Source organism: Kocuria sp. HMSC066H03, from assembly GCF_001812045.1.
In the GTDB taxonomy this organism is placed as follows: domain Bacteria; phylum Actinomycetota; class Actinomycetes; order Actinomycetales; family Micrococcaceae; genus Kocuria; species Kocuria rhizophila.
Genome location: NZ_KV807505.1, coordinates 245,516 through 271,075, shown reverse-complemented (window position 1 = coordinate 271,075; position 25,560 = coordinate 245,516). Strand labels below are relative to the sequence as shown.

General features: G+C 71.3%; 23 protein-coding genes and 2 tRNA genes. 9 read left to right on the top strand and 16 right to left on the bottom strand.

The genetic code is table 11. The features are described 5' to 3' along the window. Positions 1-70: 70 nt before the first annotated feature. The 3 genes from ispF to HMPREF2833_RS03400 all read right to left on the bottom strand — a co-directional run bounded on the left by ispF (position 71) and on the right by HMPREF2833_RS03400 (position 1,973). Complete coding sequence (ispF, locus tag HMPREF2833_RS03410) at positions 71-610, bottom strand: 2-C-methyl-D-erythritol 2,4-cyclodiphosphate synthase (protein ID WP_070636708.1); 540 nt, start codon at positions 608-610, stop codon at positions 71-73. 123 nt (positions 611-733) lie between these two features. After that, complete coding sequence (gene ispD, locus HMPREF2833_RS03405) at positions 734-1,474, bottom strand: 2-C-methyl-D-erythritol 4-phosphate cytidylyltransferase (RefSeq protein ID WP_070636688.1); 741 nt, start codon at positions 1,472-1,474, stop codon at positions 734-736. A 13-nt stretch (positions 1,475-1,487) separates the two neighbouring features. Then, a complete protein-coding gene (locus HMPREF2833_RS03400; protein ID WP_019310495.1) occupies positions 1,488-1,973 on the bottom strand; it encodes a CarD family transcriptional regulator in 486 nt (161 codons plus the stop codon). 197 nt (positions 1,974-2,170) lie between these two features. Here HMPREF2833_RS03400 and HMPREF2833_RS03395 point away from each other — a divergent pair, with 197 nt between their 5' ends. Next, entirely contained in the window at positions 2,171-2,710 is a 540-nt protein-coding gene (locus HMPREF2833_RS03395; RefSeq protein ID WP_070636687.1) for a hypothetical protein, read from the top strand. Between the two features lie 151 nt (positions 2,711-2,861). Here the strand turns inward: HMPREF2833_RS03395 and HMPREF2833_RS03390 are convergent, their stop codons facing one another. Both HMPREF2833_RS03390 and HMPREF2833_RS03385 read right to left on the bottom strand, forming a co-directional pair. Beyond that, entirely contained in the window at positions 2,862-3,542 is a 681-nt protein-coding gene (locus HMPREF2833_RS03390; RefSeq protein WP_070636686.1) for a response regulator transcription factor, read from the bottom strand. Continuing rightward, the gene (locus HMPREF2833_RS03385; RefSeq protein WP_070636685.1) at positions 3,539-4,732 is read right to left on the bottom strand and encodes a sensor histidine kinase; all 1,194 of its coding nucleotides are present in this window, start codon (positions 4,730-4,732) and stop codon (positions 3,539-3,541) included. The genes HMPREF2833_RS03390 and HMPREF2833_RS03385 overlap by 4 nt, the downstream gene beginning before the upstream one ends. Positions 4,733-4,954: 222 nt before the next feature. On the opposite strand from HMPREF2833_RS03385, the gene phoU reads away from it, so the two are divergent. After that, positions 4,955-5,653: a phosphate signaling complex protein PhoU gene (gene phoU, locus HMPREF2833_RS03380; protein ID WP_039101073.1), complete on the top strand. Its 699-nt coding sequence runs from the start codon at positions 4,955-4,957 to the stop codon at positions 5,651-5,653. 75 nt (positions 5,654-5,728) lie between these two features. Here phoU and HMPREF2833_RS03375 read toward each other — a convergent pair whose 3' ends face one another. Then, positions 5,729-6,487 (bottom strand): phosphoglyceromutase, encoded by a 759-nt coding sequence (locus HMPREF2833_RS03375; RefSeq protein ID WP_039101072.1) that lies wholly within the window; start codon positions 6,485-6,487, stop codon positions 5,729-5,731. Positions 6,488-6,554: 67 nt separating this feature from the next. Between HMPREF2833_RS03375 and HMPREF2833_RS03370 the strand changes: the two genes are divergently transcribed. Next, positions 6,555-7,346, top strand: coding sequence for a class I SAM-dependent methyltransferase (locus HMPREF2833_RS03370; RefSeq protein ID WP_070636684.1), 792 nt, complete (start codon positions 6,555-6,557; stop codon positions 7,344-7,346). 98 nt (positions 7,347-7,444) lie between these two features. Here the strand turns inward: HMPREF2833_RS03370 and HMPREF2833_RS03365 are convergent, their stop codons facing one another. After that, positions 7,445-7,795: a DUF2516 family protein gene (locus HMPREF2833_RS03365; RefSeq protein WP_039101070.1), complete on the bottom strand. Its 351-nt coding sequence runs from the start codon at positions 7,793-7,795 to the stop codon at positions 7,445-7,447. Between the two features lie 9 nt (positions 7,796-7,804). After that, positions 7,805-8,935: a trans-sulfuration enzyme family protein gene (locus tag HMPREF2833_RS03360; protein ID WP_070636683.1), complete on the bottom strand. Its 1,131-nt coding sequence runs from the start codon at positions 8,933-8,935 to the stop codon at positions 7,805-7,807. A gap of 95 nt (positions 8,936-9,030) precedes the next feature. Between HMPREF2833_RS03360 and tmk the strand changes: the two genes are divergently transcribed. The 4 genes from tmk to HMPREF2833_RS03340 all read left to right on the top strand — a co-directional run bounded on the left by tmk (position 9,031) and on the right by HMPREF2833_RS03340 (position 12,566). Next, positions 9,031-9,687 (top strand): dTMP kinase, encoded by a 657-nt coding sequence (tmk, locus tag HMPREF2833_RS03355; protein WP_039101099.1) that lies wholly within the window; start codon positions 9,031-9,033, stop codon positions 9,685-9,687. After that, positions 9,684-10,811, top strand: coding sequence for a DNA polymerase III subunit delta' (locus tag HMPREF2833_RS03350; protein WP_019310505.1), 1,128 nt, complete (start codon positions 9,684-9,686; stop codon positions 10,809-10,811). The genes tmk and HMPREF2833_RS03350 overlap by 4 nt, the downstream gene beginning before the upstream one ends. A 17-nt stretch (positions 10,812-10,828) precedes the next feature. Further along, positions 10,829-12,403, top strand: a complete 1,575-nt coding sequence (locus HMPREF2833_RS03345) for an alpha/beta hydrolase (RefSeq protein ID WP_070636682.1) — start codon at positions 10,829-10,831, stop codon at positions 12,401-12,403. An 87-nt stretch (positions 12,404-12,490) separates the two neighbouring features. Next, a tRNA-Thr gene (locus tag HMPREF2833_RS03340) sits at positions 12,491-12,566 on the top strand. 91 nt (positions 12,567-12,657) lie between these two features. On the opposite strand, the gene HMPREF2833_RS03335 is transcribed toward HMPREF2833_RS03340, so the two are convergent. From HMPREF2833_RS03335 to HMPREF2833_RS03315, 5 genes are all read right to left on the bottom strand, one after another. Further along, positions 12,658-15,333 (bottom strand): HAD-IC family P-type ATPase, encoded by a 2,676-nt coding sequence (locus tag HMPREF2833_RS03335; RefSeq protein WP_070636681.1) that lies wholly within the window; start codon positions 15,331-15,333, stop codon positions 12,658-12,660. A 375-nt stretch (positions 15,334-15,708) separates the two neighbouring features. Next, positions 15,709-16,326, bottom strand: a complete 618-nt coding sequence (locus tag HMPREF2833_RS12840) for a hypothetical protein (RefSeq protein ID WP_039101067.1) — start codon at positions 16,324-16,326, stop codon at positions 15,709-15,711. A gap of 46 nt (positions 16,327-16,372) precedes the next feature. Further along, complete coding sequence (locus HMPREF2833_RS03325; RefSeq protein WP_039101066.1) at positions 16,373-16,597, bottom strand: YbdD/YjiX family protein; 225 nt, start codon at positions 16,595-16,597, stop codon at positions 16,373-16,375. Continuing rightward, positions 16,597-18,882: a carbon starvation CstA family protein gene (locus HMPREF2833_RS03320; RefSeq protein WP_039101065.1), complete on the bottom strand. Its 2,286-nt coding sequence runs from the start codon at positions 18,880-18,882 to the stop codon at positions 16,597-16,599. The genes HMPREF2833_RS03325 and HMPREF2833_RS03320 overlap by 1 nt, the downstream gene beginning before the upstream one ends. A gap of 116 nt (positions 18,883-18,998) precedes the next feature. Continuing rightward, complete coding sequence (locus HMPREF2833_RS03315; protein WP_070636680.1) at positions 18,999-19,982, bottom strand: NAD(P)H-quinone oxidoreductase; 984 nt, start codon at positions 19,980-19,982, stop codon at positions 18,999-19,001. 223 nt (positions 19,983-20,205) lie between these two features. Between HMPREF2833_RS03315 and HMPREF2833_RS03310 the strand changes: the two genes are divergently transcribed. Further along, positions 20,206-20,293 (top strand) — tRNA-Ser (locus HMPREF2833_RS03310). A 97-nt stretch (positions 20,294-20,390) separates the two neighbouring features. On the opposite strand, the gene HMPREF2833_RS03305 is transcribed toward HMPREF2833_RS03310, so the two are convergent. The 3 genes from HMPREF2833_RS03305 to HMPREF2833_RS03295 all read right to left on the bottom strand — a co-directional run bounded on the left by HMPREF2833_RS03305 (position 20,391) and on the right by HMPREF2833_RS03295 (position 24,138). Further along, positions 20,391-22,094: a phospho-sugar mutase gene (locus HMPREF2833_RS03305; protein ID WP_070636679.1), complete on the bottom strand. Its 1,704-nt coding sequence runs from the start codon at positions 22,092-22,094 to the stop codon at positions 20,391-20,393. Next, complete coding sequence (deoC, locus tag HMPREF2833_RS03300) at positions 22,094-22,750, bottom strand: deoxyribose-phosphate aldolase (protein WP_039101062.1); 657 nt, start codon at positions 22,748-22,750, stop codon at positions 22,094-22,096. The genes HMPREF2833_RS03305 and deoC overlap by 1 nt, the downstream gene beginning before the upstream one ends. A gap of 92 nt (positions 22,751-22,842) precedes the next feature. Continuing rightward, the gene (locus HMPREF2833_RS03295) at positions 22,843-24,138 is read right to left on the bottom strand and encodes a thymidine phosphorylase (RefSeq protein WP_019310514.1); all 1,296 of its coding nucleotides are present in this window, start codon (positions 24,136-24,138) and stop codon (positions 22,843-22,845) included. 174 nt (positions 24,139-24,312) lie between these two features. Here HMPREF2833_RS03295 and HMPREF2833_RS03290 point away from each other — a divergent pair, with 174 nt between their 5' ends. Continuing rightward, a complete protein-coding gene (locus HMPREF2833_RS03290; RefSeq protein ID WP_019310515.1) occupies positions 24,313-25,530 on the top strand; it encodes a NupC/NupG family nucleoside CNT transporter in 1,218 nt (405 codons plus the stop codon). Positions 25,531-25,560 lie beyond the last annotated feature (30 nt).

Below are 25,560 nucleotides of genomic sequence, written 5' to 3'. Positions count from 1 at the left end.
CAACGCGCACGACGGCGCCCGGGCGACTCCCGGCGGCCGTCACCACAACTCGGACTGCGGCGCCCGGGGCTCAGGAGGTGCGCACCACCAGGGCCGTGGCGATCGCGGCGATGCCCTCCCCGCGGCCGGTGAGCCCGAGGGCGTCCGTGGTGGTGGCGCTCAGGTGCACGGGTGCTCCCGCGGCCTCGGACAGCACCCCGGCCGCCTCCTCGCGGCGGGGTGAGAATTTGGGGCGGTTGCCCACCAGCTGCACCGAGATGTTGCCCACCGTGAACCCGGCGGCCCCCACGATCCGCACGGCCTCCGCGAGGATCCGGCAGCCGGAGGCCCCGGCGAACTCCGGGCGGTCCGTGCCGAAGTGCGCCCCGAGATCGCCCACCCCCGCGGCCGAGAACACGGCGTCCGCGGCGGCGTGGGCCACCACGTCCCCGTCCGAGTGCCCGCTCAGTCCACGCTCGCCCGGCCAGTGCAGACCCCCGATCCACAGCGGGGTGCCCTCCGGCCCGAACGCGTGCACGTCCACGCCCACCCCCACGAGGGGCAGCGGGTACGGGAGGCCGGCACGGGGCGGGGACGCGGCGGCCGTGGGGTGAGCGGGTTCGTCAGACATGCCCCCATTGTCGCGGATGAGGCGGGAGGGCGCGGAGTCAGGGGACATGACGTCTCGGCATCCAGTGCCGCTGCCGGCGAGCACCGGGTGGCGGGTGCCCGGAGAATGTGGCTCGGCTGGGTTTCAGCCCCGCGCGTCCACCACGGCGCCTGCCAGCAGCAGATCGAGAGGGCGGGTGATCTTGAAGGACTCGACGTCCCCGGCCACGAGAACCACGGGGTGCTCCGGGGCGAACCGCTCCACCAGACTGGCGTCGTCCGTGATGCCGGCGGGATCCTCCGCGCCGCGGTCCGGCAGCAGCCCCGCGGCCTCGTTCACGCGCTCCAGCAGTGCGCGGTCGAACCCCTGGGGCGTCTGGACGGCCCGCAGCCCCGCACGGTCCACCGTGCCGGTGCTGCACCCGCCGGAGTCCACCCCGCGCACCGTGTCCGTCACCTCGACCACCGGCACCACGGCCTCCGCGCCGTCCTGCAGGGCGGCGACCACCCGCTCGAACACGGCGCGCGGAGTGAGGCAGCGAGCGGCGTCGTGCACCAGAACCCGCTTCGTGTCCGGGGGCAGCGCTGCGAGGGCGCGGGCCACGGACTGCGCGCGCGTGGCACCGCCCGTGACCGCCTGGGCACCGCACGCTGACGCCACCGCGGTGAGCTCGGTGTCCCCCACCGGCACGGTGACCAGCAGCGACGCCGCGGGCAGGGCCTCGCGCACCGTGGCCAGCGCGTGCTCCAGCAGCGGGTGGCCGGCCACGGGCACGAGCGCTTTGGGCATCCCGTAGCCGAGCCGCGTGCCGGAACCCGCGGCGACGACAACGACAGCGAGCCCGTCCAGTGCGGACGGGCTCGCGAGGTCGTGGTGGTGCGTCACGGGAGGACGGGGATCAGGCCGCGGACAGGATGTCGTCCAGGCGCTTCTCCGCCTCTTCCTCGTCGATCTTCTTGGCCAGCGCCAGCTCGGAGGTGAGGATCTGGCGGGCCTTGGTCAGCATGCGCTTCTCGCCGGCGGAGAGGCCCTTTCCGCGGTCCCGGCGCCAGAGGTCGCGGACGACCTCCGCAACCTTGAGGACGTCACCGGAGGCGAGCTTCTCGAGGTTGGCCTTGTAGCGGCGGGACCAGTTGGAAGCCTCCTCGGCGTCCTGCGCCTGGAGGACCGAGATGACCTGCTTGAGGCCGTCCTCGTCCACGACGTCACGGACGCCCACGAGGTCCACGTTCTCCGCCGGGACCTCGATCATGAGGTCCCCCTGGGTCACCTTGAGCCGGAGATACATCTTCTCTTCACCCTTGACGGTGCGAGTCTTGATCTCCTCGATGGTCGCCGCACCGTGGTGCGGATAGACGACCGTTTCGCCAACCTCGAAAACCATGCACAAACCCCTTTCAGCCCGCCAAGTCTACCACGGTGTATGATGCTCGATTCCTCGCTCCCGGCCGTCCGCGGGGCGTCCTGCGGCCCCGTGAGACCGCGCCACGGGCGGCGCGGGGTTGCAGACGATCCGTGGCCAAACCGATAGACTGAGCGGAGATTGAGTCCCACCGTCAGAGAGCCCGAGGAGTTCGTGCCGTGAAGAACGCCGCCCACAAGAAGTTGCAGCAGCTCGGACTGGGCGCGGCAGCGCTTGCCGTCCTGACCGGCGTGAGCGGATGCGCGTACATCAGCCCTCAGGCCACCGCAGACACCTACGCACCGGCGGACGGTGTCCAGATGGACCTGGGAGACGTCCAGCTGCGCAACGTGCTCGTGGTCGCGGAGGACGCGGACTCCCAGGGCCGTGTGCTCGGCACCGTGATCAACAACGGCGACACCGCCCAGACCGTCACCATGGACGCGGACGGCGCCACGGCCACGATCGAGGTCCCCGCCAACCAGAAGGTCGTCCTGGAGAAGTCCAAGCCCGTGATGCTGGACAAGGCCGGCGCGGACCCCGGACTGATGGTGGACACCTCGTTCACCGCGGACGGCCAGGACAGCAACGCCTCCGTGCCCGTGCTGGACCACACCTACCCGCGCTACGCCTCCTTCGTCCCGGGTGGCGCTCCCACCACTCCGGCCAACCCCTCCAACACCAAGGCCCCGGAGGGCCACTCCGAGGGCGGTCACTGACCCACCCGTGACGGCGCTGCTGCCGTGACCACCAGAGGGGTCGCACCCGCGCGGGTGCGACCCCTCTGTCTGTGCCCGGTGCGCTCGTGCACTGGCCCCACTCTCACCGGGCCTTAGTGGTGCCCGGTGCCCGCATGAACCCGCGGCGCGCTCAGGCCTCGAACTTGTAGCCCAGCCCCCGCACCGTCACGATGTGCTGCGGTGCGGAGGGGTCCGGCTCCACCTTGGAGCGCAGCCGCTTGATGTGCACGTCCAGGGTCTTGGTGTCCCCCACGTAGTCGGAGCCCCACACCCGGTCGATCAGCTGCCCGCGGGTCAGCACCCTGCCCGCGTTGCGCAGCAGCATCTCCAGCAGCTCGAACTCCTTGAGCGGCATGGCCACGGGCTCGCCATCCACGTGCACCACGTGCCGCTCCACGTCCATCCGCACCGGCCCCGCGGCCACGGTGGCGGTGATCAGGTCCTCGGGCTCCGCACGACGCCGCAGCACGGCCCGGATGCGGGCCACCAGCTCGCGGGAGGAGTACGGCTTGGTGACGTAGTCGTCCGCGCCGAGCTCCAGACCGAGCACCTTGTCGATCTCCGCGTCCTTGGCCGTGAGCATGATGATCGGCACCGTGGAGCGCTGCCGGATCTGCTTGCAGACCTCGGTCCCGGACTGGCCCGGGAGCATGAGGTCCAGGAGCACGAGGTCCGCGCCCGATCGGTCGAACTCCGCCACGGCGCGGACGCCGTCCGCCACGACCGTGACGTCGAAGCCCTCACGCCCCAGGAGATAGGCCAGGGGGTCGCTCAGGGACTCCTCGTCCTCCACCATCAGAATCTGGGTCACGCGCGTTCCTCCACTCGCTGTCTTCGGTGCGCGCCACCGGACGGTGGCGGCCCGTTCTGTTCGTCGGGATCCTCCATGAGCGGGATCTGCAGGGTGAACGTGGAGCCCCGGCCCGGCTGGGACCACACGGAGACCTCTCCGCCGTGCTGCGCCATCACGTGCTTGACGATGCTCAGCCCCAGTCCGGTGCCCCCGGTCTGGCGCGAGCGTGCGCTGTCCACCCGGTAGAAGCGCTCGAAGATCCGGTCCTGCTCGGTCTCCGAGATCCCCGGCCCCTGGTCCGTGACCGTGATCTGCGCCATGCCGTTGCGCTCCCGCAGCCCCACGCCCACCCGGGTGTGCTCCGGGGAGTACCGCACGGCGTTGTCGATGAGGTTGCGCACGGCCGTGACGAGCATGTCCGGGTCCCCGAACACCGGGGTGTCGATCCGCCCGCCCACCTTGACCTCGATGTGCCTGGTCTCCGCCGCCAGCCGGTTGCGGTCCACGGCCTCGCCCACGGTGCGGTTCAGGGCCACCGCGGTGCCCTTGGACACCACGTCCGTGCCCTGGAGCCGGGAGAGCTCGATGATGTCCTGCACGAGCGCGCTCAGCCGCCGTGACTCCCGCTGCAGGCTCGCGGCGAAGTGCCGCACGGAGTCCTGGTCCGCCGCCGCGTCCTCGATGGCCTCGGACAGCAGGCTGACGGCGCCCACGGGGGTCTTGAGCTCGTGGGAGACGTTGGCCACGAAGTCGTTGCGGATGGACTGCGCGCGCACGATCTCGGTCTGGTCGTCCGCGAGCAGCAGGATGTACTCGTCCGCAATGGTCACCACCCGGATGTCGAGCACGATCACGCCCCGCTGCAGCTGGCCGCGGGTCAGCTCCAGCCGCTTCTCCTCCACCACGCCGTTGCGCCGGGTGCTGCGGACCATGTCCAGGAGCTCCTGGTGCACCACGGTGTGGCCGCGCACGATGCCGTACGCGTACGCCGCAGGAGAGGCCCGGACCACGCCGTCCACGCCGTCCACCACCACGTAGGCGAGTCCGAGTGCCGCGAGGATCTCCGCGGTGCCCTCCGGCAGGGTGGGCTCCTGGACGTCCGCATAAGCATGACGACGGCGCTGGCTCACCCGCACGGCGATCAGTCCGCTGATGCCGAGCAGGAAGCCGATGAACCCGGCCAGCAGGGCAATCGTCGTCTCGCTCACGGTGTCAGCTTAGACTCCCGGGTCGGCGCAGAGCCCCCGACCGACTGGTCCGGCCACCCGGTTCAGCCAACGTTCACCTGGGGATGGCGGCGCGTTCACGACCGCCTGTGAACCTGGTGAGACGTGTGCGACGTCGTCGCACCGATCCCCCGGTGGCACCCGACCCGCTCGAGACGCGTAGGCTACGGGACCAAGAACTGCCGTGAATGAAAGGACGCCCCTGTGCGCAAGGTTTTCCAGGCCGAGCTCCACCAGGTCGGTGAGGAACTGATCCAGATCGCCACGCTCGTGCAGCAGGCACTGGCCAGCGCCCGAACCGCCTTCCTCGACGCCGACATCCAGGTGGCCGAAGAGGTCATCTCCAACGACGCCCGCATCGACTTCCTGCAGAACGACCTGGACGAGCGCTCCATCGACATCCTGGCCCTGCAGGCCCCCGTGGCCTCCGACCTGCGCATGATCGTGGGCGCCCTGCGCATGAGCGCCTCCCTGGAGCGCATGGGGGACCTGGCCCGCCACCTGGCCCAGCTGGCCCGGCTGCGCTTCCCCGAGCCCGTCCTTCCCGAGGCCATGCGCGCCCACTTCGACGAGATGTTCGAGATCGACCTCAAGCTGATCTCCCGCGTGATCTCCGTGCTGGGCAACCGTGACATCAGCCAGTCGGACGAGATCTTCGCTCTGAAGTCGGAGCTGAACCTCAAGCACCAGCAGGTCTTCGAGATGCTCGCCGCCCCGGGGTGGGACTCCTCCGTGCCCACCGCGGTGGACGTGACCCTGGCCTCCCGCTACCTCGAGCGCATCGGCGACCACGGCGTCTCGGTGGCTCGCAAGGTGTCCTACCTGGTGACCGGGGACTGGGCGCCCGCCACGGACACCCACCCCACGGGCCACGGCCACTACGGCACCGACGCCGGGGAGTGATCCTGCGGGCCCCGGCCCGTTCTCGACGAAGGCCCCGCCCTTTCGGGCGGGGCCTTCGTCACGGGGTGGTGACCCCTACTTCTTGCCCTGGTTGGCCACGGCCTTGATGGACTCCGCGGCGGCGTCCGGATCGAGGTACCGACCGCCCGGGGTCACGGGCTTGAGGTTCTGGTCCAGCTCGTAGTACAGCGGGATTCCCGTGGGGATGTTGAGCCCGGCGATCTCCTCGTCCGAGATCCCGTCCAGGTGCTTGACCAGGGCGCGCAGGGAGTTGCCGTGCGCGGCCACCAGGACGGTCTTCCCGGCCTTGAGGTCGGGGATGACCTGCTCCTCCCAGTACGGCATGAACCGCTCCAGCACGTCCTTGAGGCACTCGGTGCGGGGCAGGTTGGCCACGTCCGCGTAGCGGGGGTCCCCGGCCTGCGACCACTCGGAGGAGTCGTCCAGCTCGGGCGGCGGGGTGTCGTAGGAGCGGCGCCAGGTCATGAACTGCTCCTCGCCGTACTCCTCGCGGATCTCGGCCTTGTTCTTGCCCTGCAGCGCACCGTAGTGGCGCTCGTTGAGACGCCACGAGCGCTTCACGGGGATCCACAGCCGGTCCGCGGCGTCCAGCGAGAGGTTGGCGGTGTTCATCGCGCGGCGCAGCAGGGACGTGTGGACCACGTCCGGCAGCAGCTGGTTCTCGGCCATGAGCTCGCCGCCCCGGGTGGCCTCGGCGCGCCCCTTCTCCGTGAGGGGGACGTCCACCCAGCCGGTGAAGAGGTTCTTCTCGTTCCACTCGGACTGGCCGTGGCGCAGGAGGATGAGCTTGTAAGTCGCTGATTCGTTAGCCATGGCTCCATTGTTCCACCCCTGACCACGCGGGGGAACGGGCGACGCGCACCGGACGTACAGTGGCCGTGTGCCCCTTCAGCAGCGCCCCGTTGGATCCGTCACCAGGGGCACCACCAACCCCAACCGGCTGCGCCGCGCGGACCGCTACCTCACGGGCGTGCTGGCCCCCGTGCTCCGCGGCGCCACCGATCCCCTGCTGGTGGACCTGGGCTTCGGGGCCGCGCCTGTGACCACGGTGGAGCTGTGGGAGCGCGCCCGCACCGTCCGGCCGGACGTGGAGCTCACGGGGATCGAGATCGACCCGGCCCGCGTGGCCGGCGCGCAGTCCCACGCCCGCCCGGGGTTGTCGTTCCAGCGCGGCGGTTTCGAGATTCCCACCGGCGCACGGTCGCCGGTCTTCGTGCGCGCGTTCAACGTGCTGCGCCAGTACCCGGTGGAGGACGTGCCGGCGGCGTGGGAGCTCGCGTGCTCCCGCCTGGCACCGGGCGGTGTGCTCATGGACGGCACGTGCGACGAGCTGGGGCGGCTGGCCACGTGGCTGTGCTGCACCGCCCAGGGGCCGCAGACCTTCACCGTCAGCATGCGCCCGGGCGCCTTCGCGCTGCCCTCGGACGTGGCCGCCCGGCTGCCCAAGGTCCTGATCCACCGCAACGTGCCGGGGGAGCGCGTCCACGACCTCCTGGCCGCCGCCGACGCCGCCTGGCTGGCAAACGCCGCACTGTCACCGTTCGGGCCGCGGCAGCGCTGGAACGCGATGTGCCGCGATCTGAAGGCCACCGGATGGCCCGTGCTGCACGGACCCGCGCGGTGGCGACTCGGCGAGCTCACGGTGCCGTGGGATGCGGTGGCGCCGCACTGAGCCGTGTGCGGCACTGCTCCGAGCGTGGACCCCGCTGGATCCCAGCGGGCCCGACGGACCACGCTGTCCGGGCGCTCAGCGCAGTGTGTTCGTCCGCGTCACCAGGACCCGGGATTCTTGGACTCCCCCGCCACGGCGGGGCGCACGTCTGCGAAGTACACACCGGCGATCGTGGCCGCAATGAGCATGAGGATCAGCGACCCGGTCCCCGGGATGCCCACCCGCAGGATCGACAGGGTGGAGAAGACCGCGCTGAACACGGTGACCACCGCGGCACCACCCGTGAGGGCGAGCCAGAAGGACTTGGTGCGCTTCCACGCCCGTTCGAACTGCACCGGGGAGCGCCGCACGCAGTCGAGTGCCGCGAGGAGGGCGAGCACTGCCACCACCACGGTGATGGCGTAGTCCAGGTAGTTCGCCAGAGTGAGGGCCCACGGGTAAGAAGTCACGGGAGCAGTCTACCGATCGGCGAGCGCGTCGAGCCCCGCGGCGAGGTCGCTCCACAGGTCCTCCACGTTCTCGATCCCCACCGACAGCCGCAGCAGGTTCTCGGGAACGGTGGTCGGCTCCTCCGGGTGCCGGCGCCGTCTCTCCACGAGGGACTCCACACCGCCGAGCGACGTGGCGGGGGTCCACACGCGCAGGCCCGCGACGAGGCGCTCGGCCGCGGCGGCGTCGTCGTGCAGCACCACCGAGAGCACCGCGCCGAAGCCGCCCGTCAGCTGCGCGGCGGCGCGCTGGTGCCCGGGATCGCCCGGCAGACCGGGGTAGCGCACCCGGGCCACGGCGGGGTGCTCCTGGAGCCTCAGCGCGAGCACCGCCGCGCTCGCCACGGCGCGTTCGAGGCGCACAGCGAGCGTGCGCAGCCCCCGCAGGGCGAGCCACGACTCGAAGGGGCCCGGGATGCCGCCCTCCAGGGTGCGCTGGGTGTGGAGTCGACTCCGCAGCTCGGGTGACGCGCACACCACGGCACCCATGAGGACGTCCGAGTGCCCCGACAGGTACTTGGTGGCCGAGTGCACCACGAGGTCCGCACCGAGTGCGAGCGGCTGCTGCAGCAACGGCGTGGCGAACGTGTTGTCCGCGCACGTGAGCACGCCCCGCGCACGGGCCCCCGTGATCAGCGCGGGGAGGTCGGCGACCTCCAGCATGGGATTGGTGGGGCTCTCGACCCACAGCAGGTCCGCGCCGGGCAGGGCGCGGAGCACGGCGGTGGTGTCCGCGATGTCCACGGCTCGCACGGTGAGGATCCCGCGGTCCTGCAGGCGCCGGGCCAGCTGCAGGGTGCCCTGGTAGCTGTGCCGCGGCACCACCACCGTGCCGCCCACCGGCACGAGGCTCAGCGCCGCGGAGATCGCGGCCATCCCCGATGCGTGGGACAGCGCCGGGCAGGGCGCGCCCTCGAGCTGCCCCAGGACCTCCTCGAACGCCTCCCACGTGGGATTGGCGGAGCGCGCGTAGGAGCGGTCGCCGTCCGCGACGTCCCCTGTCCCCCGGTACGTGGAGCTCAGCACCACGGGAGGGTTCACGGGGGCGTCGTGCACGGGCTCGGGGCGACCGCCCGTCACCACCAGGGTGTCCTTGTGCATGCCCGTCAGCCTACGACCGTGGGCCCGTGCTGTGCTCCCTGCCCAGCCCTGGGCGGGACCCGAGGGTGTCGGGGGCGCTGGTTAGAGTGGTGCGCGTGAAGGATTCAACGCGCGGGGCGCTCATCGTGTTCGAAGGCGGTGACGGCGCCGGGAAGTCCACCCAGGTCAGTGCCCTCGCCGCGGCCCTGCGCAGTGCCGGGCACGAGGTCACGTGCACGCGCGAACCCGGGGGCACGCCGCTCGCGGAGGCCGTGCGGGCTCTCGTGCTGGACCCATCCCACGCCCCGGTCGACGCCACCACGGAGGCCCTGCTGTTCGCGTCCGCCCGCGCGGACCACGTGTCCCGCATGATCCGGCCAGCCCTGGAGCGCGGCGAGATCGTGCTGTGCGACCGATTCGTGGACTCCTCCGTGGCGTACCAGGGGGCGGGGCGGGGTCTGGGCACCGAGCACGTGCTCGAGCTGAACCACTGGGCCCTGCAGGGACTGGTTCCGCAGCTCACGGTGGTCCTGGCCGTGGCCCCGGCCACCGCCGAGTCCCGACGCCTCCACCGCGGCGTGGCCGTGGACCGCATGGAGGCCGAGGACCGCGCCTTCCACCACGCCGTGAACGCGGCGTTCCTCGAGCTGGCCGCCCGCAGCCCCGAGCGGTACCTGGTGCTGGACGCGGCCGAGCCCGTCGAGGCGATCACGCGCGCGGTGGCAGCTCGCGTGGCGCCGCTGCTGCCCGGAACCCCGGGAGGCGCACTGTGAGCGTGTGGGACGAGGTCGTGGGGCAGCCCCGCGTGGTGGAGCAGCTGCAGCGCGCCGCGCGGGACAACGAGCCCACCCACGCCTGGCTGTTCACGGGCCCACCCGGTTCGGGCCGCTCCACCGCAGCACGCGCGCTGGCGGCCGCGCTGCTGTGCGAGCACGGCACCGGGTGCGGGCAGTGCCACGCGTGCCGCACGGCGTTCGCCGGCACCCACGCGGACGTCACCAACTTCGTCACGGAGAACCCCCAGATCAGCATCGAGGAGGCCCGTGAGCTCGTGGTGCGGGCTCAGGACCGGCCGTCCGTGGGCTCCTGGCGCATCATGATCGTGGAGGACGCCGACCGCATGACGGAGCGCACCTCCAACGTGATGCTCAAGAGCATCGAGGAGCCGCCCCCGCACACCATCTGGCTGCTGTGCGCACCCTCCCCCATGGACGTGCTCGTGACCATCCGCTCCCGGTGCCGCGCCGTGACCCTCAAGGTCCCCTCCCCCGAGGACGTCGCCCGGCTGCTCGTGGCCCGCCACGGCGTCACCGAGGAGCGGGCCGTGGAGTGCGCGCGGCTCGCCCAGTGCCACGTGGGCGTGGCCACGCGCCTCGCCCTGTACGACGACGCCCGCACCCGCCGGCAGGAGGTCGTCTCCCTCCCGCTGTCCATGCGCGGGGTCACCCAGGCCGTCCGCGCGGCGGACCGGTTGCACCGCCTCGCCGTGGACGAGTCCGCGGCGGACGCGGAGGCCCGCAACGACGAGGAGCGGGCCCAGCTGCTCGTGTCCCTGGGCGCCCCCGAGACGGGTCGGGTTCCTCCCGCCATCCGGGGGGCCCTCAACCGGCTGGAGGCGGATCAGAAGCGCCGCTCCCGCCGGATCCAGACCGACACCCTGGACCGGTTCCTGATCGACCTCACCACGTTCTACCGGGACGTGCTGAGCGTGCAGCTGGACACCGGGATGCCCCTGATCAACGTGCACCTGAGCGATCAGATCCGCGGCTACGCCACCAACACCGCCGCGGAGCAGACGCTGCAGACCATCGACGTGATCAGTGAGACGCGCCGGAGGATCCGCACGAACGTGAGCGCGCAGCTGGCGTTCGAGGCCATGATGGTCTCCATCGTCTGACCCGCCGAGAGGACCCCGTGAACCGCAGACTCCCCCACCGCGCGCTCGTCCTGCTGTGCGCGGCCGCGCTGTCCCTGTCCGCGTGCTCGAGCGGGGGCACCGGGGCGTCCGACGCCACCGGCAGCGCCGACCCCGAGGTCGCGGCCGGCACGGATCCTGCGCTGACGCGGTTCTACACGCAGACCCCGCAGTGGGGCGAGTGCGAGAAGACCTCCGAGCAGCAGGAGTTCCCCCGGGGCCTGGAGTGCGCCGGCGTCACGGTGCCCGTGGACTACGCCCGACCGGACGCCGGCGACACCACCGTGGAAATCGCGCGGCTGAAGGCCTCGGACGGGGACGCCGCCGGGACCCTGTTCCTCAACCCCGGTGGCCCCGGTGGCTCGGGCGTGGACATGATGGCGTCCGCGGACTACTTCTCCTCCAAGGACATGCGCAGGGAGTACGACCTCGTGGGCTTCGACCCGCGCGGGGTGGACCGCTCGGACGGCATCGAGTGCCTCACGGACCGTGAGATGGATGCGTGGCGCTCCGAACCCGCGTTCGACCCCGAGAAGCAGTCTCTCGACGAGCTGCGGGCGAGCTCCCGGGAGGTCGGGGAGAAGTGCCACCAGAACTCCTCGGCCGTGGTGTCCCACATGGACACCCAGAGCGTGGCCCGGGACCTCGACGTCCTGCGGGCCGTGCTGCAGCAGCCCACCACGCACTACCTGGGCTTCTCGTACGGCACGGAGATCGGTGCCACGTACGCCCACCTCTTCCCCGCCCGCACCGGACGCATGGTGCTGGACGGCGCGGTGGACCCCATCCTGGACGAGCAGTCCGCAGCACTCGCGCAGGCGAAGGGATTCGAGAACAACCTGCGCCACTTCGTGGCCGACTGCCAGGAGACCACCAAGGACTGTGCGGTGGCCGGCGCGGACGTGGACGCGGGGATCTCCCGGATCCAGGACATGCTGGCCACCGTCTCCGAGGGGCACGCCAAGACGTCGGACGGGCGCACCGTGACCGCCACGAACGCGATCGAGGGGATCCTGGTGCCCCTGTACTCCACCACCGGCTACTCCCAGCTGAACTCCGCACTGCAGGGGGCCTTCGACGGGACCTACGACGCCCTGATGGCCTTCAGTGACTCCAACCACGGGCGCAGCCCCTCCGGGGAGTACACCTCCAACGTGTCCATGGCCTTCACCGCGGTGAGCTGCCTGGACACCTCCTCCGCAGAGGTCACGGACCAGCAGATGGCGCGGGCTGCCCGCGACATGGCTCAGCAGGCCCCCACGTTCGGCCCCTACCTGGGCTACGGGGCCGCGGCGTGCCAGGGCTGGCCGGACGAGCCCGTCACCCCGCTCGAGGACTACCGCGCGGACGTGGAGACCCCGGCCATGGTCATCGGCACGACCCACGACCCGGCCACGCCCCACGCCTGGGCCGAGTCCCTGACCGATCAGCTCGGGGACGCCCGTCTGCTGACCCACGACGGCTACGGCCACACGGCCTACACCTCCGGCTCCTCGTGCATCACGGACGCCGTGGACGACTACTTCCTCCGGGGCCGGCTGCCGGACGAGGGCACCGTGTGCGAGCAGAGCTGAGCTCGCCGCGCAGGGCGTGATTGGTGGTGCCTGACCGGCATCTGATACTGTTTCGGCGTGCATCTGGGGTGTCCGCATCCCGGTCACGCCGCCTTAGCTCAGTCGGTAGAGCGATTCACTCGTAATGAATAGGTCGCCGGTTCGATTCCGGCAGGCGGCTCCACACGGTCCCGGGCAGCTTTTCCGCGGCCACAAAACGGGCGGTTCCGAGGATTCCTCGGGCCGCCCGTTCTGCGTGTTCGGTGGGCACGGTGCTACTGCTGCGCGTTCTCCACCGCCCGGTACGCCTCCCGCTGCGTGCGCCGCAGCCACCGCGTGTGCACCTGGAAGTTGATCTCCACGAGCACGGAACCCGCCACCGCAATCGCCAGCGACGCCCAGAACAGCGACTCGTGGGGCAGCTCGAACTGGTGGTACGCCAGGGAGAGGGGCACCACCAGGACCAGCACGAGCCCCGCGTACATCGCCAGCACCAGCGCGAGGCGCACGGGCGTGAGCGGCCGGGAGCCCACGCACAGCACCCACAGGCCCACGAGCACGAGCACCATGAAGCTGGCGGTCTGGAACGCCTCCGTGCTGTGGGCGGGATCCACGGTGCGCTCGTAGAAGTTCAGACCCACCACGCAGAGCGTCACGATCGCCGCGCTCGGCAGCGCGAAGTGCAGGGCCCGGCGCAGGTACCCGGGGACGTAGCGGCGGGTGTTCGGGAGCATCGTGAGCACGAAGGACGGGATGCCGATCATCAGCGCGTCCGCTGTGGAGTACTGACGCGGCAGGAACGGGAAGGTCCAGGCCAGCAGCCCGAGCGCGAGCCCCATCATGACCGCGAAGCCCGTCTTGGTGAGGAACAGGTTGGTGACCCGTTCGATGTTCGCGATGATCTTGCGCCCCTCGCCCAGCACCGAGGGCAGCCGGGAGAACTGCCCGTCCAGCAGCACGAGGCGGGACACGGCCTTGGTGGCCGGCGCGGCGTTGCCCATCGCGATCCCCAGGTCCGCGTGCTTGAGGGCCAGGGCGTCGTTGATCCCGTCGCCCGTCATGGCCACCACGCGCCCGCTTTGCTGCAGTCCGAGCACCATGTTTTTCTTCTGGTGGGGTGACACCCGGCCGAACACGCTGTGCTCCAGCGCGGCGCGGTGCAGCTCCTCGCCGTCCTCCGGCAGCGTGCTCGCGTCCACGGCCCCGTGGGTGACGTCCATCCCGGCCGTGGCCGCGGCCGCCGCCACCGTGGCGGGGTTGTCCCCGGACAGCACCTTCAGGTCCACACCCTGCTCCCGGAAGTACTCGAGGGTCTGCCGTGCGTCCGAGCGCACCTGTTCCGAGAAGGTCAGCAGCAGCTGGGGTTCGTGCCCGGGGGGCAGCACTTGCGCGGCGCGCGGCTTCTCGTCCGCCCCGCCCTCGTCCGCGAGGAGCAGGTGGGGCGCGTGGGAAAGCACCATGGTGCGCATTCCCGCGGCCGCCAGGGCGTGCGCGTGCCCCCGCGCCGCGTCGTGCTCCGGCGCCGCGAGCAGCACCTCCGGGGCACCCAGGATCCAGGCCCCGCTGTCCGGGAACTCCACGCCGGAGAACCTGTTGGCGGAGGAGAAGGCCAGCACGGCCACCGGCGGCAGCGGGTTCGGGTGCTCGAAGCCTTCGGCGAGCGCGGCCGCCGTGGGGTTCGCGTGCGGGTCCGCTCCGAACCACGCGAGCGCGGCCGCGGCGTCGGGCTCGGGCGTCACCACGTCGGTGGCCTCTCGTCCCGTGACGCCGTCGGGCCTGTCCCCGGCAGACGTCGACGCCGCGGTGCAGGCTGTGGTGGTCGCCTCGCAGGCGGCGCTCCGCCCGGGAGCACGGTCAGCGCGGCCACGGTCCGGCGTGGCGGCGGTGCGCTCGCCGACGCCGCCGGGAGACGGGCGCGCCCCGGCCGTCAGGCTGCGGGCGGCGTCGAACGAGACCCCGCCCTCCGTGAGCGTGCCGGTCTTGTCGAAGCACACGGTGTCCACGCGGGCGAGCACCTCGACCGCGGGCTGCTCCTGGATCAGCACCTCGTCACGGGCGAGCTTCACGGCCGCCACCGCGAAGCTGATGGTGGTCATGAGCGCCAGACCCTGCGGGATCATGGACGCCACGGAGGAGACGGCCGCGACCAGGGCGTCCGCCCAGCCCCCCGAGGTGAACGCGTGCTGCCACCCGCCGGCGGCCAGCATCTGCCCGTTGAGCACCACGGCCACGATCGGCAGCAGCGCGATGGTGAGCCACCGCACCACGCGAGCCAGCGAGGCCCGCAGCTCTGAGTTGATGGGGGCGAACTGCCTGGCCTCGGTGGCAAGTCTGGAGGCGTGGGACGCCTCCCCCACGGCCGTGACCCGTACTTTCCCTGCGCCGCCCGTGACGCTCGAGGCGGAGAACACCTGGTCCCCCCGGCGCTTGACCACGGGGTCGCTCTCCCCCGTGAGCAGCGACTCGTCCAGGTCCAGGCCGTCCGCCTCGAGCACCACGGCGTCCGCCGGGACCTGGTCCCCGCGGGAGAGCAGCAGGACGTCGTCCAGCACGATCTCCTCGAGGGGGATCCGAACGGTGGCACCGTCGCGGAGCACCCGCGCGGGGTCCCGGCGCAGCAGGGCGATCCTGTCCAGCTGCCGCTTGGCGGAGTACTCCTGGACGAAGCCGATCACCACGTTGCTCACCGCGGCCAGGCAGAACAGCAGGTCCAGCCACCGGCCCAGTGCGATGATGACCGCCGCGCACAGCCCCAGCACCAGGTTGAAGAGGGTGAACACGTGGGTGCGGACGATGGCCCACACGCTGCGGGACGTGGTGCTGGAGGACGCGTTGGTCAGTCCGAGGGCGATCCGCTCGGCAACGGCGTCCGAGCTGAGACCCTGGCGGACGAGGACGCCGTCGTCGACAGTGGCCGGCTTGGGCGACGGGCTCTGCGTCCGCTGGGGCATGGTTCTCCTCGGGTCGGCACCGCTACACCCTTCAGTCTATGAGCACCGCGAACGCACCGGGGGCGGCAACAATCCCGCGCAGGCCTACCGTGGCACAACGGTGTTTTATAAACTTGCGACCAGGACGGTGCGGCTCAGGCGGCCGCAAGGTCCACCACAGGGGACACACCGGTGCCCCGGAGACGCTTCCGGTGACCGGAGACGGTCGAGGGCTGGAGGGGTCCCGGGGCACCGCCCGGACACAACCCGGCAGACCTCTCCACGGCCCCTGGCCAGCACCTGGAGTGCCCGCCCGCCCAACGCCGCTCGGCGCGTCTCTGCCCGACCGGTCGTTCGGCTCACCGCAGTCCAGGGATGCCCTCGGCGGCCGCCCGCTCAGCGTGCGGCTCGATCTCCCTGGTGGGCCGCCAAGAGGGACTCCGCCGAATCCACGTGCTCTTGTACCACCGCGAAGCGGCGCTGGACGGAGCCGACCCCCGGGCTCGGCGCGTCGGGTCGCCGCATGGCCCCGGCGGCGTCGCCCCCCGCGGACAGCCCCTGCCGGGGGACCCGCGCGCCCTCCGCAGAGCCGGCAGCTCCGGGACCCCGGTCACCCTCCGCGGAGTCGGGAGCCCCGGAGCGCTGAGTGCCCTGGGCGGCGAAACGCGCCATGGTTAGAGCCTCCGCGGTCTGTGCCATGGCGTTGCCGGCACGGGAGAGCTGGCGGTGGACGTCCGAGAGGTAGCCGGACGAGGAGTGCGGAATGTCCTGGGTCTGGGACGGGGCACGGAGGTGGGCCTCCGTGCACACGGCACGCACCCGCGGCAGCAGGTCCGCGAGGTCGTTCGCCACCGGGACCGCGGCCTCCCGCAGCTCGGGGTCCCGCACGGACTCGAGGATCTGGTGGTACCGGTCCAGGCCCCGCTTGAAGCGGTCGTGCGCGCGGCGCCATACGCCCTCCCCGAGCTCGCGCTCGTCACGGCGCGTGGCCCTGTACTCACCGAAGAATCCCACCGAAGCCTCTTTCCCGTGTCCGCCGGCAGCGGTCCATGCTATCCCCTCAGCAGCACCGCCCCTCGGGGTGCGCATCCTGCCAGTCCTGGTAGTCGCGCCAGAACTCCCGCTCCGTCATGGGAGCCGCAGCACTCCCGGTGGCCCGGTGGTACTCGAGGTAGCGCTCGTACTTGTCCGCGCCCAGCACACCGTTGCCGAAGCGCAGCGCGCGCTGCCACCAGGACACGAGCACACCGCGCGTGGTGAGCTCCGCCTCCTCGGCCCCGGGCATCAGTGGTGGCCTCCGCCCGTGGGGGTGCGCAGCTCGAGCGGAAGGGCCGCCCACTGCTTCTCGAGCGCCTTCTCGGACGGGGTGGCGATCAGCCCCGACGGCGCGTAGATCCGCGACTCGACGAAGGGGTCCTCGCGCGTGCGGCGCTGGTGGCCCCGCAGGGCCTTTACCGTCTCCACCACGGCCATCACCACCACGATGATCGTGAGCACCACGAACAGGATGGACAGGCTGCCCTGCACGAACGTGTTGCGGACCACCGCCTCCATGGCCGCGACGTCCTTGGCCGCCCCGAAGCTGGTCCTGCCCTGCTCCAGGGCGTCCTTGACCGCGAAGTGACTGGCCCAGTACCCCACCTTGGGGTCCGAGGAGAAGATCTTCAGCCACGAACCGGTCACCGTGACCACCACGTCGAACGCGAGCGGCAGCAGGATGATCCAGAGGTACTTGAACCGCCCCATGTTCGCGGCGATCGCGAGGCACACGGCCAGGGCGATGGCCGCCAGGAGCTGGTTGGCGATGCCGAACAGCGGGAAGAACGTGTTGATCCCGCCGAGGGGGTCGGTGACGCCCAGGATCAGGATGGAACCCCAGCCCGCGACCATGACCGCGGTGGTGAGCCACGCTCCGGCGCGCCAGTTCGCGTCCCGGAACCTGGGGAAGAAGTTGCCCAGGGTGTCGGTGAGCATGAACCGGGCCACGCGGGTCCCGGCGTCCACCGCCGTGAGGATGAACAGCGCCTCGAACATGATGGCGAAGTGGTACCAGAAGCTCATCATGGAGGCTCCGCCGAACCACTGGTTCATGATGTGGGCCAGTCCCACCGCGAGGGTGGGGGCGCCGCCCGTGCGGGAGACGATGGACTCCTCGCCCACCGCGTCCGCCGTCCCCTGGAGCATCTCGGGGGTCACGTGCACGCCGGAGAGCCCGAGGGAGTTCACGTAGGCCGCCGCGCCCTCCACGGTGCCCATGGTGGCGGCGGGAGAGGCGTTCATGGCGAAGTAGATGCCGCGGTCGATCGACACCGCGGCCACGAGCGCCATGATGGCCACAAAGGACTCCATGAGCATGCCGCCGTAGCCCACGAACCGCGCCTGGCGCTCCTTCTCGATCATCTTGGGGGTCGTTCCGGAGGCGATCAGGGCGTGGAAGCCGGACAGCGCTCCGCACGCAATGGTCACGAACAGGAACGGGAACAGCGAGCCCGTGAAGGCCGGCCCGTCCGTGCGGCTCGCGAACTCGCTGACGGCCGGCGTGGTGATCTCGGGCCGAACGACCACGATGGCCACGGCGAGCAGCGCGATGGTGCCCACCTTCATGAAGGTGGACAGGTAGTCGCGCGGGGAGAGCAGCAGCCACACGGGCAGCACGGCGGCCACGAAGCCGTAGCCGATCACGCACCACGCGAGGGTGACCCGGTCCAGGGTGAACAGCTGGACGCCCAGCTCGGTGTTCGCCACCCAGCCGCCGCCCACAATGGCCGCCATGAGGAGCACGAAGCCGATCACGGAGATCTCCATGACCTTGCCGGGGCGCAGGTAGCGCAGGTACACGCCCATGAACAGGGCGATGGGGATGGTCATCCCCACCGAGAACACACCCCACGGGGACTCGCCCAGCGAGTTGACCACCACGAGGGCCAGGATGGCCACGATGATGACCATGATCGCGAGCGTGGCCACGATCGCGGCGTAGCCACCGACCACGCCCAGCTCCTCACGGGCCATCTGCCCGAGGGAGCGCCCGCCCCGGCGCATGGAGAAGAACAGCACCAGGTAGTCCTGGACCGCGCCGGCCAGGATGACGCCCACGATGATCCAGATGGTCCCCGGCAGGTAGCCCATCTGCGCGGCCAGCACGGGTCCCACGAGCGGTCCCGCCCCCGCGATCGCGGCGAAGTGGTGTCCGTAGAGCACCCGCCGGTCCGTGGGCATGTAGTCCTTGCCGTTGGCGTGGTACTCCGCGGGGGTCGCGCGCCGGTCGTCCGGCCGGGTCAGCTTCATCTCGATGAACTTGGAGTAGAAGCGGTACGCGATGAAGTAGCTGCACACGGCCGCGAACACGAACCAGATCGCGTTGATGGACTCCTCGCGCGCGAACGCGATCATGGACCAGGCCACCCCACCGAGCAGGGCCACGCCCACCCACAGGGCGATCCGCAACGGGGTCCACCGGGTCTGTTCGCGGTCCAGGACCTCGGGGTCCACGTGGTTGGGCGGAAGACCGGCGTGGCTCTCGTCCGCCGGGCGGGGTGCTCCCGCCGCCTGGTGGTGTGTGGTGCTCATGGGGAAGGCTCCGAACGTCGTGCCAGCACGCTGGAAAACGCGTGTGATGGTGCGCACGATTGTATGCGAGCCGCGCCACGCGCCCGCCCAGGTGGCCCCGCCCGGCGCCGCGCGCGTCACATGCTCAGCAGCACCTTGCCCACGTGGGAGCCGCTGTCGAAGTACTCGTGGGCCTCACGCACCTGGTCGAGGGGGAACGTGCGGGACACGAGGGGCCGCACGGCACCGGAGGCCAGCAGCGGCCAGACGTGCTCACGCACCGCGGCCATGATCGCCGCCTTCTCCGTGGCGGGGCGTGCCCGCAGCGTGGTGCCGATGAGCGCGGCACGCTTCTGCAGCAGCAGGCCCACGTCCAGTTCACCCTTGGCCCCGCCCTGCATCCCGATGACCACGATGCGCCCGTTCGCGGCGAGCGCCCGCAGGTTGGGCTCGAGGTACTTGGCGCCCACGACGTCCAGGATCACGTCCACCCCGCGACCGTCGGTGAGTTCCCGGGCGCGGACCACGAAGTCCTCGTCCCGGTAGCTGATCGCGGTGGCGCCCAGTTCCTCCACCACCCGGGCCTTCTCCGCACTGCCCACGGTGGCCAGCACCCGCATGCCCAGGGCCCGCGCCACCTGGATCGCGTGCGTGCCGATCCCACCCGCACCGCCGTGCACCAGGAGGGTCTCCCCCTCGCGCGCGGCGGCGGCCATGAACACGTTGGAGAACACCGTGGCGGCAACCTCCGGCAGTCCCGCGGCAGCCACCGGGTCCACGCCGTCGGGCAGCGGGAGCACCTGCTCCCACGGAGCCACCGCGCGCTCGGCGTAGCCCCCGGAGTCCACCAGCGCGACCACGCGGTCCCCCACGGCGAAGCCCAGCGTCTCCGGCACCTCCTGTCCGAGCTCCAGCACGGTCCCGGAGACCTCCAGACCGAACACGTCCGTGGCGTCCTCGGGCACCGGGTAGTGGCCCTGCCGCTGCAGCATGTCCGCGCGGTTCAGCCCGGCGGCGGTCACCTCGATCAGCACCCCACCGGGGGTCAGCTCCGGTTCCGCCACCTCGGTGACCTCCAGGACCTCGGGGCCACCGGACCGCAGATCTCGTACGGCTCGCATGGTTGCTTCCTCTCGCTCGTCGGCTCGTTCGTGCCCATCCTCCCGCCGGTGCCGCCGCCCGCGCCAGGGGACGACGCCGCTGTTCCCGCCTGGCGGACAGCCGCACCGCCCCGTGGGAGGCGGCGGAGCGGCGTCGTCCCCGGGCCGGCACGGTGGCACCCCGTGCGCGCCGCGTGGAATAATGGCCACTTGTCCGAGACCGCCCCGTGCGGGACCGGGCGAAGGAAGGTTGTCCGAGCGGCCTAAGGAGCTGGTCTTGAAAACCAGTGTGCGGTAAACCCGTACCAAGGGTTCAAATCCCTTACCTTCCGCGCAGCACGAAGCCCCTGTCCCCTGGATCGCCAGGTGACAGGGGCTTCGTCGTGGGCTGCGGTCACCGCCCCGGGGAGGCGGCGCCGGGCCCGGAACTCACAGACCCACGACCTCCCGCAGCTGCGTGCTGATCTGCTGCAGCCGGTGGGCGGCGTCCTCCCGCGGGACCACGGCGTCGTCCAGCACCGGGAGCACGACCTCCAGGTAGCACTTGAGCTTGGGCTCCGTGCCGGAGGGTCGCACGATCACGCGGTCGTCGGCCTCGGTGCGCATGAGGATCCCCTCGGTGGGCAGCAGCTCGGGGCTGCCCTTGGCCAGGTCCACGAACTCCGCGATCGGGGACCCCGCGAGCTCCGTGGGCGGGTTCTCGCGCAGCCGCTGCATGCCGCGGGTGATGAGCGAGAGGTCCGCCACGCGGAACGTCAGCGGTGCCGTGGCGAAGAGCCCGTGCATGTGGGCCAGCCGGTCCAGCTCGTCCTGGACCGTGGTGCCGCGCTCCTTGAGCCGGGCGACCAGCGAGGCGACGCGCACCGCGGTGGACACCCCGTCCTTGTCGCGCACGGCGGTGGGGTCGGTGCAGTAGCCGATCGCCTCCTCGTAGCCGAAGCGCAGCCCGGGGGTGCGGGCGATCCACTTGAAGCCCGTGAGGGTCTGGCGGAAGGAGAGCCCGTGGTTCTCGGCAATGCGCCCCAGCAGCCGACCGGAGACGATCGAGCACGCCAGGGTGTCCCCCGCGCGGTCGGGGTCGGAGGCCGCGTCCTCGCCGAGCAGGGCCCCGATCTCGTCGCCGCTCAGACGGCGCCAGTCGCGCAGCGGGTCCCCGGTGCCTGCGCCGGTGGGGATGGCCACCGCGCAGCGGTCGGCGTCCGGGTCCATGGCGATGGCCACGTCCGCGTCCTCCTGGGCCGCGAGCGCCATGAGCAGGTCCATGGCGCCGGGCTCCTCCGGGTTGGGGAACGCCACGGTGGGGAAGTCGGGGTCCGGCTCGGCCTGCTCGGCCACCACCGAGACGTTCGGGAAGCCGGCCTCGTCCAGGACGCGCAGGGCGGTGCCCAGACCCACGCCGTGCATGGGCGTCAGGGCGATCCGGATCTCCTGGCCCTCGCCCGCGCCGGCCCGCAGGGAGGCGGCGCGGCGGACGTAGCCGTCCAGCACCGAGTCCTCGGCGCTGGTCACGGACTCGGGGTCGCGGGGGACCTCGTCCGCGAAAGGGGCGGCCGCGATGCGCTCGGCGATCCGGGCGTCGTCCGGCGGCACGATCTGCACGCCCATCTCGTCGTCGCCGGCCACGGCGCGGGCACCGAGGTACACCTTGTAGCCGTTGTCCGCGGGCGGGTTGTGGGAGGCCGTGACCATCACACCGGCGTCCGCGCCGAGCTCACGCACGGCGTAGGCCACGAGCGGCGTGGGCAGCTGGGCGGGCAGGCGCACCGCCCGGCAGCCGGCCGCGGCGAACACCGCGGCGGCATCGGCGGCGAAGTCCTCGGAACCGTGCCGGGCGTCGCAGCCCACCACCACGAGGGGCTCGGAGCCCACGCGGTCCACGAGGAACGAGGCCAGCCCGGCGCTCGCGCGGATCACCACGGCGCGGTTCATGCGGGACTCCCCCGCACCGACCGCGGCGCGCAGCCCGGCGGTGCCGAACATGAGGGGCCCCTCGAAGCGGGACTCGAGGTCCGCCGCGGCGGCGTCGTCCCCGCCCCGTGCTTTCTCCAGCAGCGCGCTCAGCTCGGCGCGCGTGCGCTCGTCGGGGTCGTGCTCCAGCCACTGCTGGACGCGATCTGCCAGCTGCGTGTTCATCAGGAATCCAGTCCTTCCAGTACAGAAGCCGTGCCGGAGAGCCCCAGGCGGGTGGCCCCGGCGTCGATCATGGCCAGTGCGGCCTCCGTGGTGCGGATGCCACCCGAAGCTTTCACACCCAGGCGGCCGCCGACCGTCTCGGCCATGAGCCGCACGGCCTCCACGCTCGCGCCGCCGGCGGGGTGGAAGCCCGTGGACGTCTTCACGAAGTCCGCCCCGGCGGCCTCGGCAGCCCGGCACGCGGCCACGATCTGCTCGTCGTCCAGCGCCGCGGACTCGATGATGACCTTCAGGACGGTGGGCTCGGGGCACGCGGCACGCACGGCCTCGATGTCCTCCTGCACGCCGTCCCAGTCGCCGTCCATCGCGAGACCGAGGTTGATGACCATGTCCACCTCGTCCGCGCCCTGGGCCACGGAGTCCGCGGCCTCCACGGCCTTGACCTCGGAGGGGTGGGCGCCGGAGGGGAAGCCGCACACGGTGGCCAGCTTCACGCCCTCGGGAAGCTCCACGTCCAGACGGGACGGCGAGACGCAGATGGAGTAGGCCCCCAGGTCAGCGGCCTCGCGGGCGAGGTCCGCGACCTGCTGGGCGGTGGACTCGGGCTTGAGCAGGGTGTGGTCGACCATGGCGGCCAGCTCTGCGCGGGTGATCATGTGGTTCTCCTCAGTGGTTTCGGGCTGCCGTGCGGTCCGCACCGGCAACGGTCGTGGAGCACGCCGCGGGCACGGCAGTGCGGGGCGCTGACTCAGTCGATCCTGTCGATGACGACGTCTTCGCGGGCGCCGGTGCCGTCCGCGGCGTCGGGGTCGATGGTCGCGCCGCCGGTCAGGGACTCCAGCGCGCGCTCGAAGCGCTCCGGGGTGTCCGTGTGCAGGGTAAACAGCTTCTGCCCACGGGTGACCCGCTCGCCGGGCACCGCGTGGATCTCCACACCGGCACCGGCCTGCACGGGGTCCCCCTGCCGGGCGCGGCCCGCGCCGAGGCGCCACGACGCCACGCCCACGGACATCGCGTCCATCTCGGTGAGCACGCCGTCCGTCTCGGCCAGCACGTCCTGCGTGTGCTTCGCCACGGGCAGCGGAGCCTCCGGGTCGCCACCCTGAGCGGCCACCATCTTCTTCCAGGAGTCCATGGCCCGGCCGTCCCGCAGCGCGGCCTCCACGTCCGCGTCCTTCACACCGGCCGCGGCGAGCATCTCCTGCGCGAGCGCCACGGTCAGGCGCACGACGTCGCTGGGCCCGCCCCCGGCGAGCACCTCCACGGACTCGCGCACCTCCAGGGCGTTGCCCACCGTGCGTCCGAGCGGGCGGGACATGTCCGTGAGCAGGGCGACGGTGTTCACGCCGTGGTCCTTGCCCAGGTCCACCATGGTGCGCGCGAGCTCGCGGGCGTCCTGCTCGAGCTTCATGAACGCGCCCGGGCCGGTCTTGACGTCCAGCACCAGGGCACCCGTGCCCTCGGCGATCTTCTTGGACATGATCGAGGACGCGATCAGGGGGATGCACTCCACCGTGGAGGTGGTGTCGCGCAGCGCGTAGAGCTTCTTGTCCGCGGGTGCCAGGCCGCTGCCGGCCGCGCAGATCACCGCGCCCACCGTGTCCAGGATCTCCATCATGCGCTCGTTGGACAGATCCGCCTGCCACCCGGGGATGGCCTCCATCTTGTCCAGGGTGCCGCCCGTGTGGCCCAGCCCGCGGCCCGAGAGCTGCGGCACCGCCACCCCGAAGCTCGCAACCAGCGGGGCGAGCGGCAGCGTGATTTTGTCCCCCACGCCCCCGGTCGAGTGCTTGTCCGCGGTGGGCCGGGACAGCGCCTGGAAGTTCATGCGCTCGCCGGAGTCGATCATGGCCTGCGTCCACCGGGAGATCTCGGTGCGGTCCATGCCGTTGAGGAAGATGGCCATGGCCAGGGCGGACATCTGCTCGTCCGCCACCACACCGCGGGTGTAGGCGTCGATCACCCAGTTGATGGCCTCCGGGGACAGCGTCTGGCGATCCCTCTTCATGCGGATCACGTCAACGGCGTCGAACGATTCGACCATCGTGCTCACTCCCTCGTGTAGATGCGGCGCCGTGCTGGTGCGGGTGCGCGCCCGCGACACGACTCGTTCTCCATCCTATGCGTCGATTCGGAAATTCTGGCACTTATAGTTTTGACAAATGTGCACGCTGCGGCACCGTCGCCGCCGTGCCGGACAACGAAAGCTGGGGTCACCGTGGGCCGTTTCCAGGGCCTGGTGGGCATTGCGCTCATCCTGGGCATCATCATCCTGTTCTCCCGCCACCGGCACGCCATCAAGTGGCGCACGCTAGGCGTGGGGCTCGCCCTGCAGGCGGGGGTCGCGCTGCTGATCCTCAAGTGGGAAGCCGGCTACGCGGCGTTGAAGTGGGTCTCGGACCTGATCCAGAAGCTCATTAGCTTCACCAACGAGGGCGTCATGTTCGTCTTCGGCGGGCTGGTCAGCGAGGACAACGGCTTCGTCTTCGCGCTGAGCGTCCTGCCCGTGATCATCTTCCTGGGCGCGCTCATCGGTGGCCTGTACTACCTGCGGGTGATCCAGGTTTTCGTCCACGTCGTGGGCACGGCGCTGAACAAGATCATGGGAACCTCCAAGGTGGAGTCCGTGTTCGCGGCCACGGTGATCTTCCTGGGGCAGAGCGAGGCTCCGCTGGTGATCAAGCCCTACCTGAGCAAGCTGACCCGCTCAGAGCTGTTCACGTGCATGACCGGTGGCTTCGCCGCCGCGGCGGGCTCCACCCTGGTGGGCTACTCGCTGCTGGGCGCGCCGCTGCCCTACCTGCTCGCGGCCTCCGTGATGAACGCTCCCGGCTCCCTGCTGATCGCCAAGGCCCTCATGCCGGAGACCGAGGAGTCCGTGGCGTCTGTCAACACGCTCAAGGTGAAGGACACCGAGTCCAAGAACCTCATCGACGCCATCGGCAACGGCGCCCTGAGCGGCGGCAGGATCGCGGTGATCGTGGGCTGCCTGCTCATCGCCTTCATCGCCCTGATCGCCATGGTGTCCGGCGGTCTGGAGTGGTTCGGCTCGCTCTTCGGCTTCGAGGGCTGGTCCCTCGAGGGCCTGTTCGGGATCCTCTTCGCACCGCTCGCCTGGGCCATCGGCGTGCCGTGGGAGGACGCCGCACAGGTGGGCAACTTCATCGGCCAGAAGACCATCCTCAACGAGTTCGTGGGCTACACGTCCTTCGGCCCGGCCATCCCGGACCTGCAGCCCCAGTCGGTGCTGATCACCACGTTCGCCCTGGCGGGCTTCGCCAACCTGTCGTCGATCGCCATCCAGATCGGCTCGTTCGGCGGGCTGGCACCGGACCGGCGCGCGGACGTGGCCCAGCTGGGCATGTTCGCCCTGTTCGCCGGCTTCCTCACCAACATGCTCAACGCCGCGCTCGTCGGCGTGATCATGGGCCTGTGACCGGCTCCCTCCCCGGACGGGAGCTCGGCG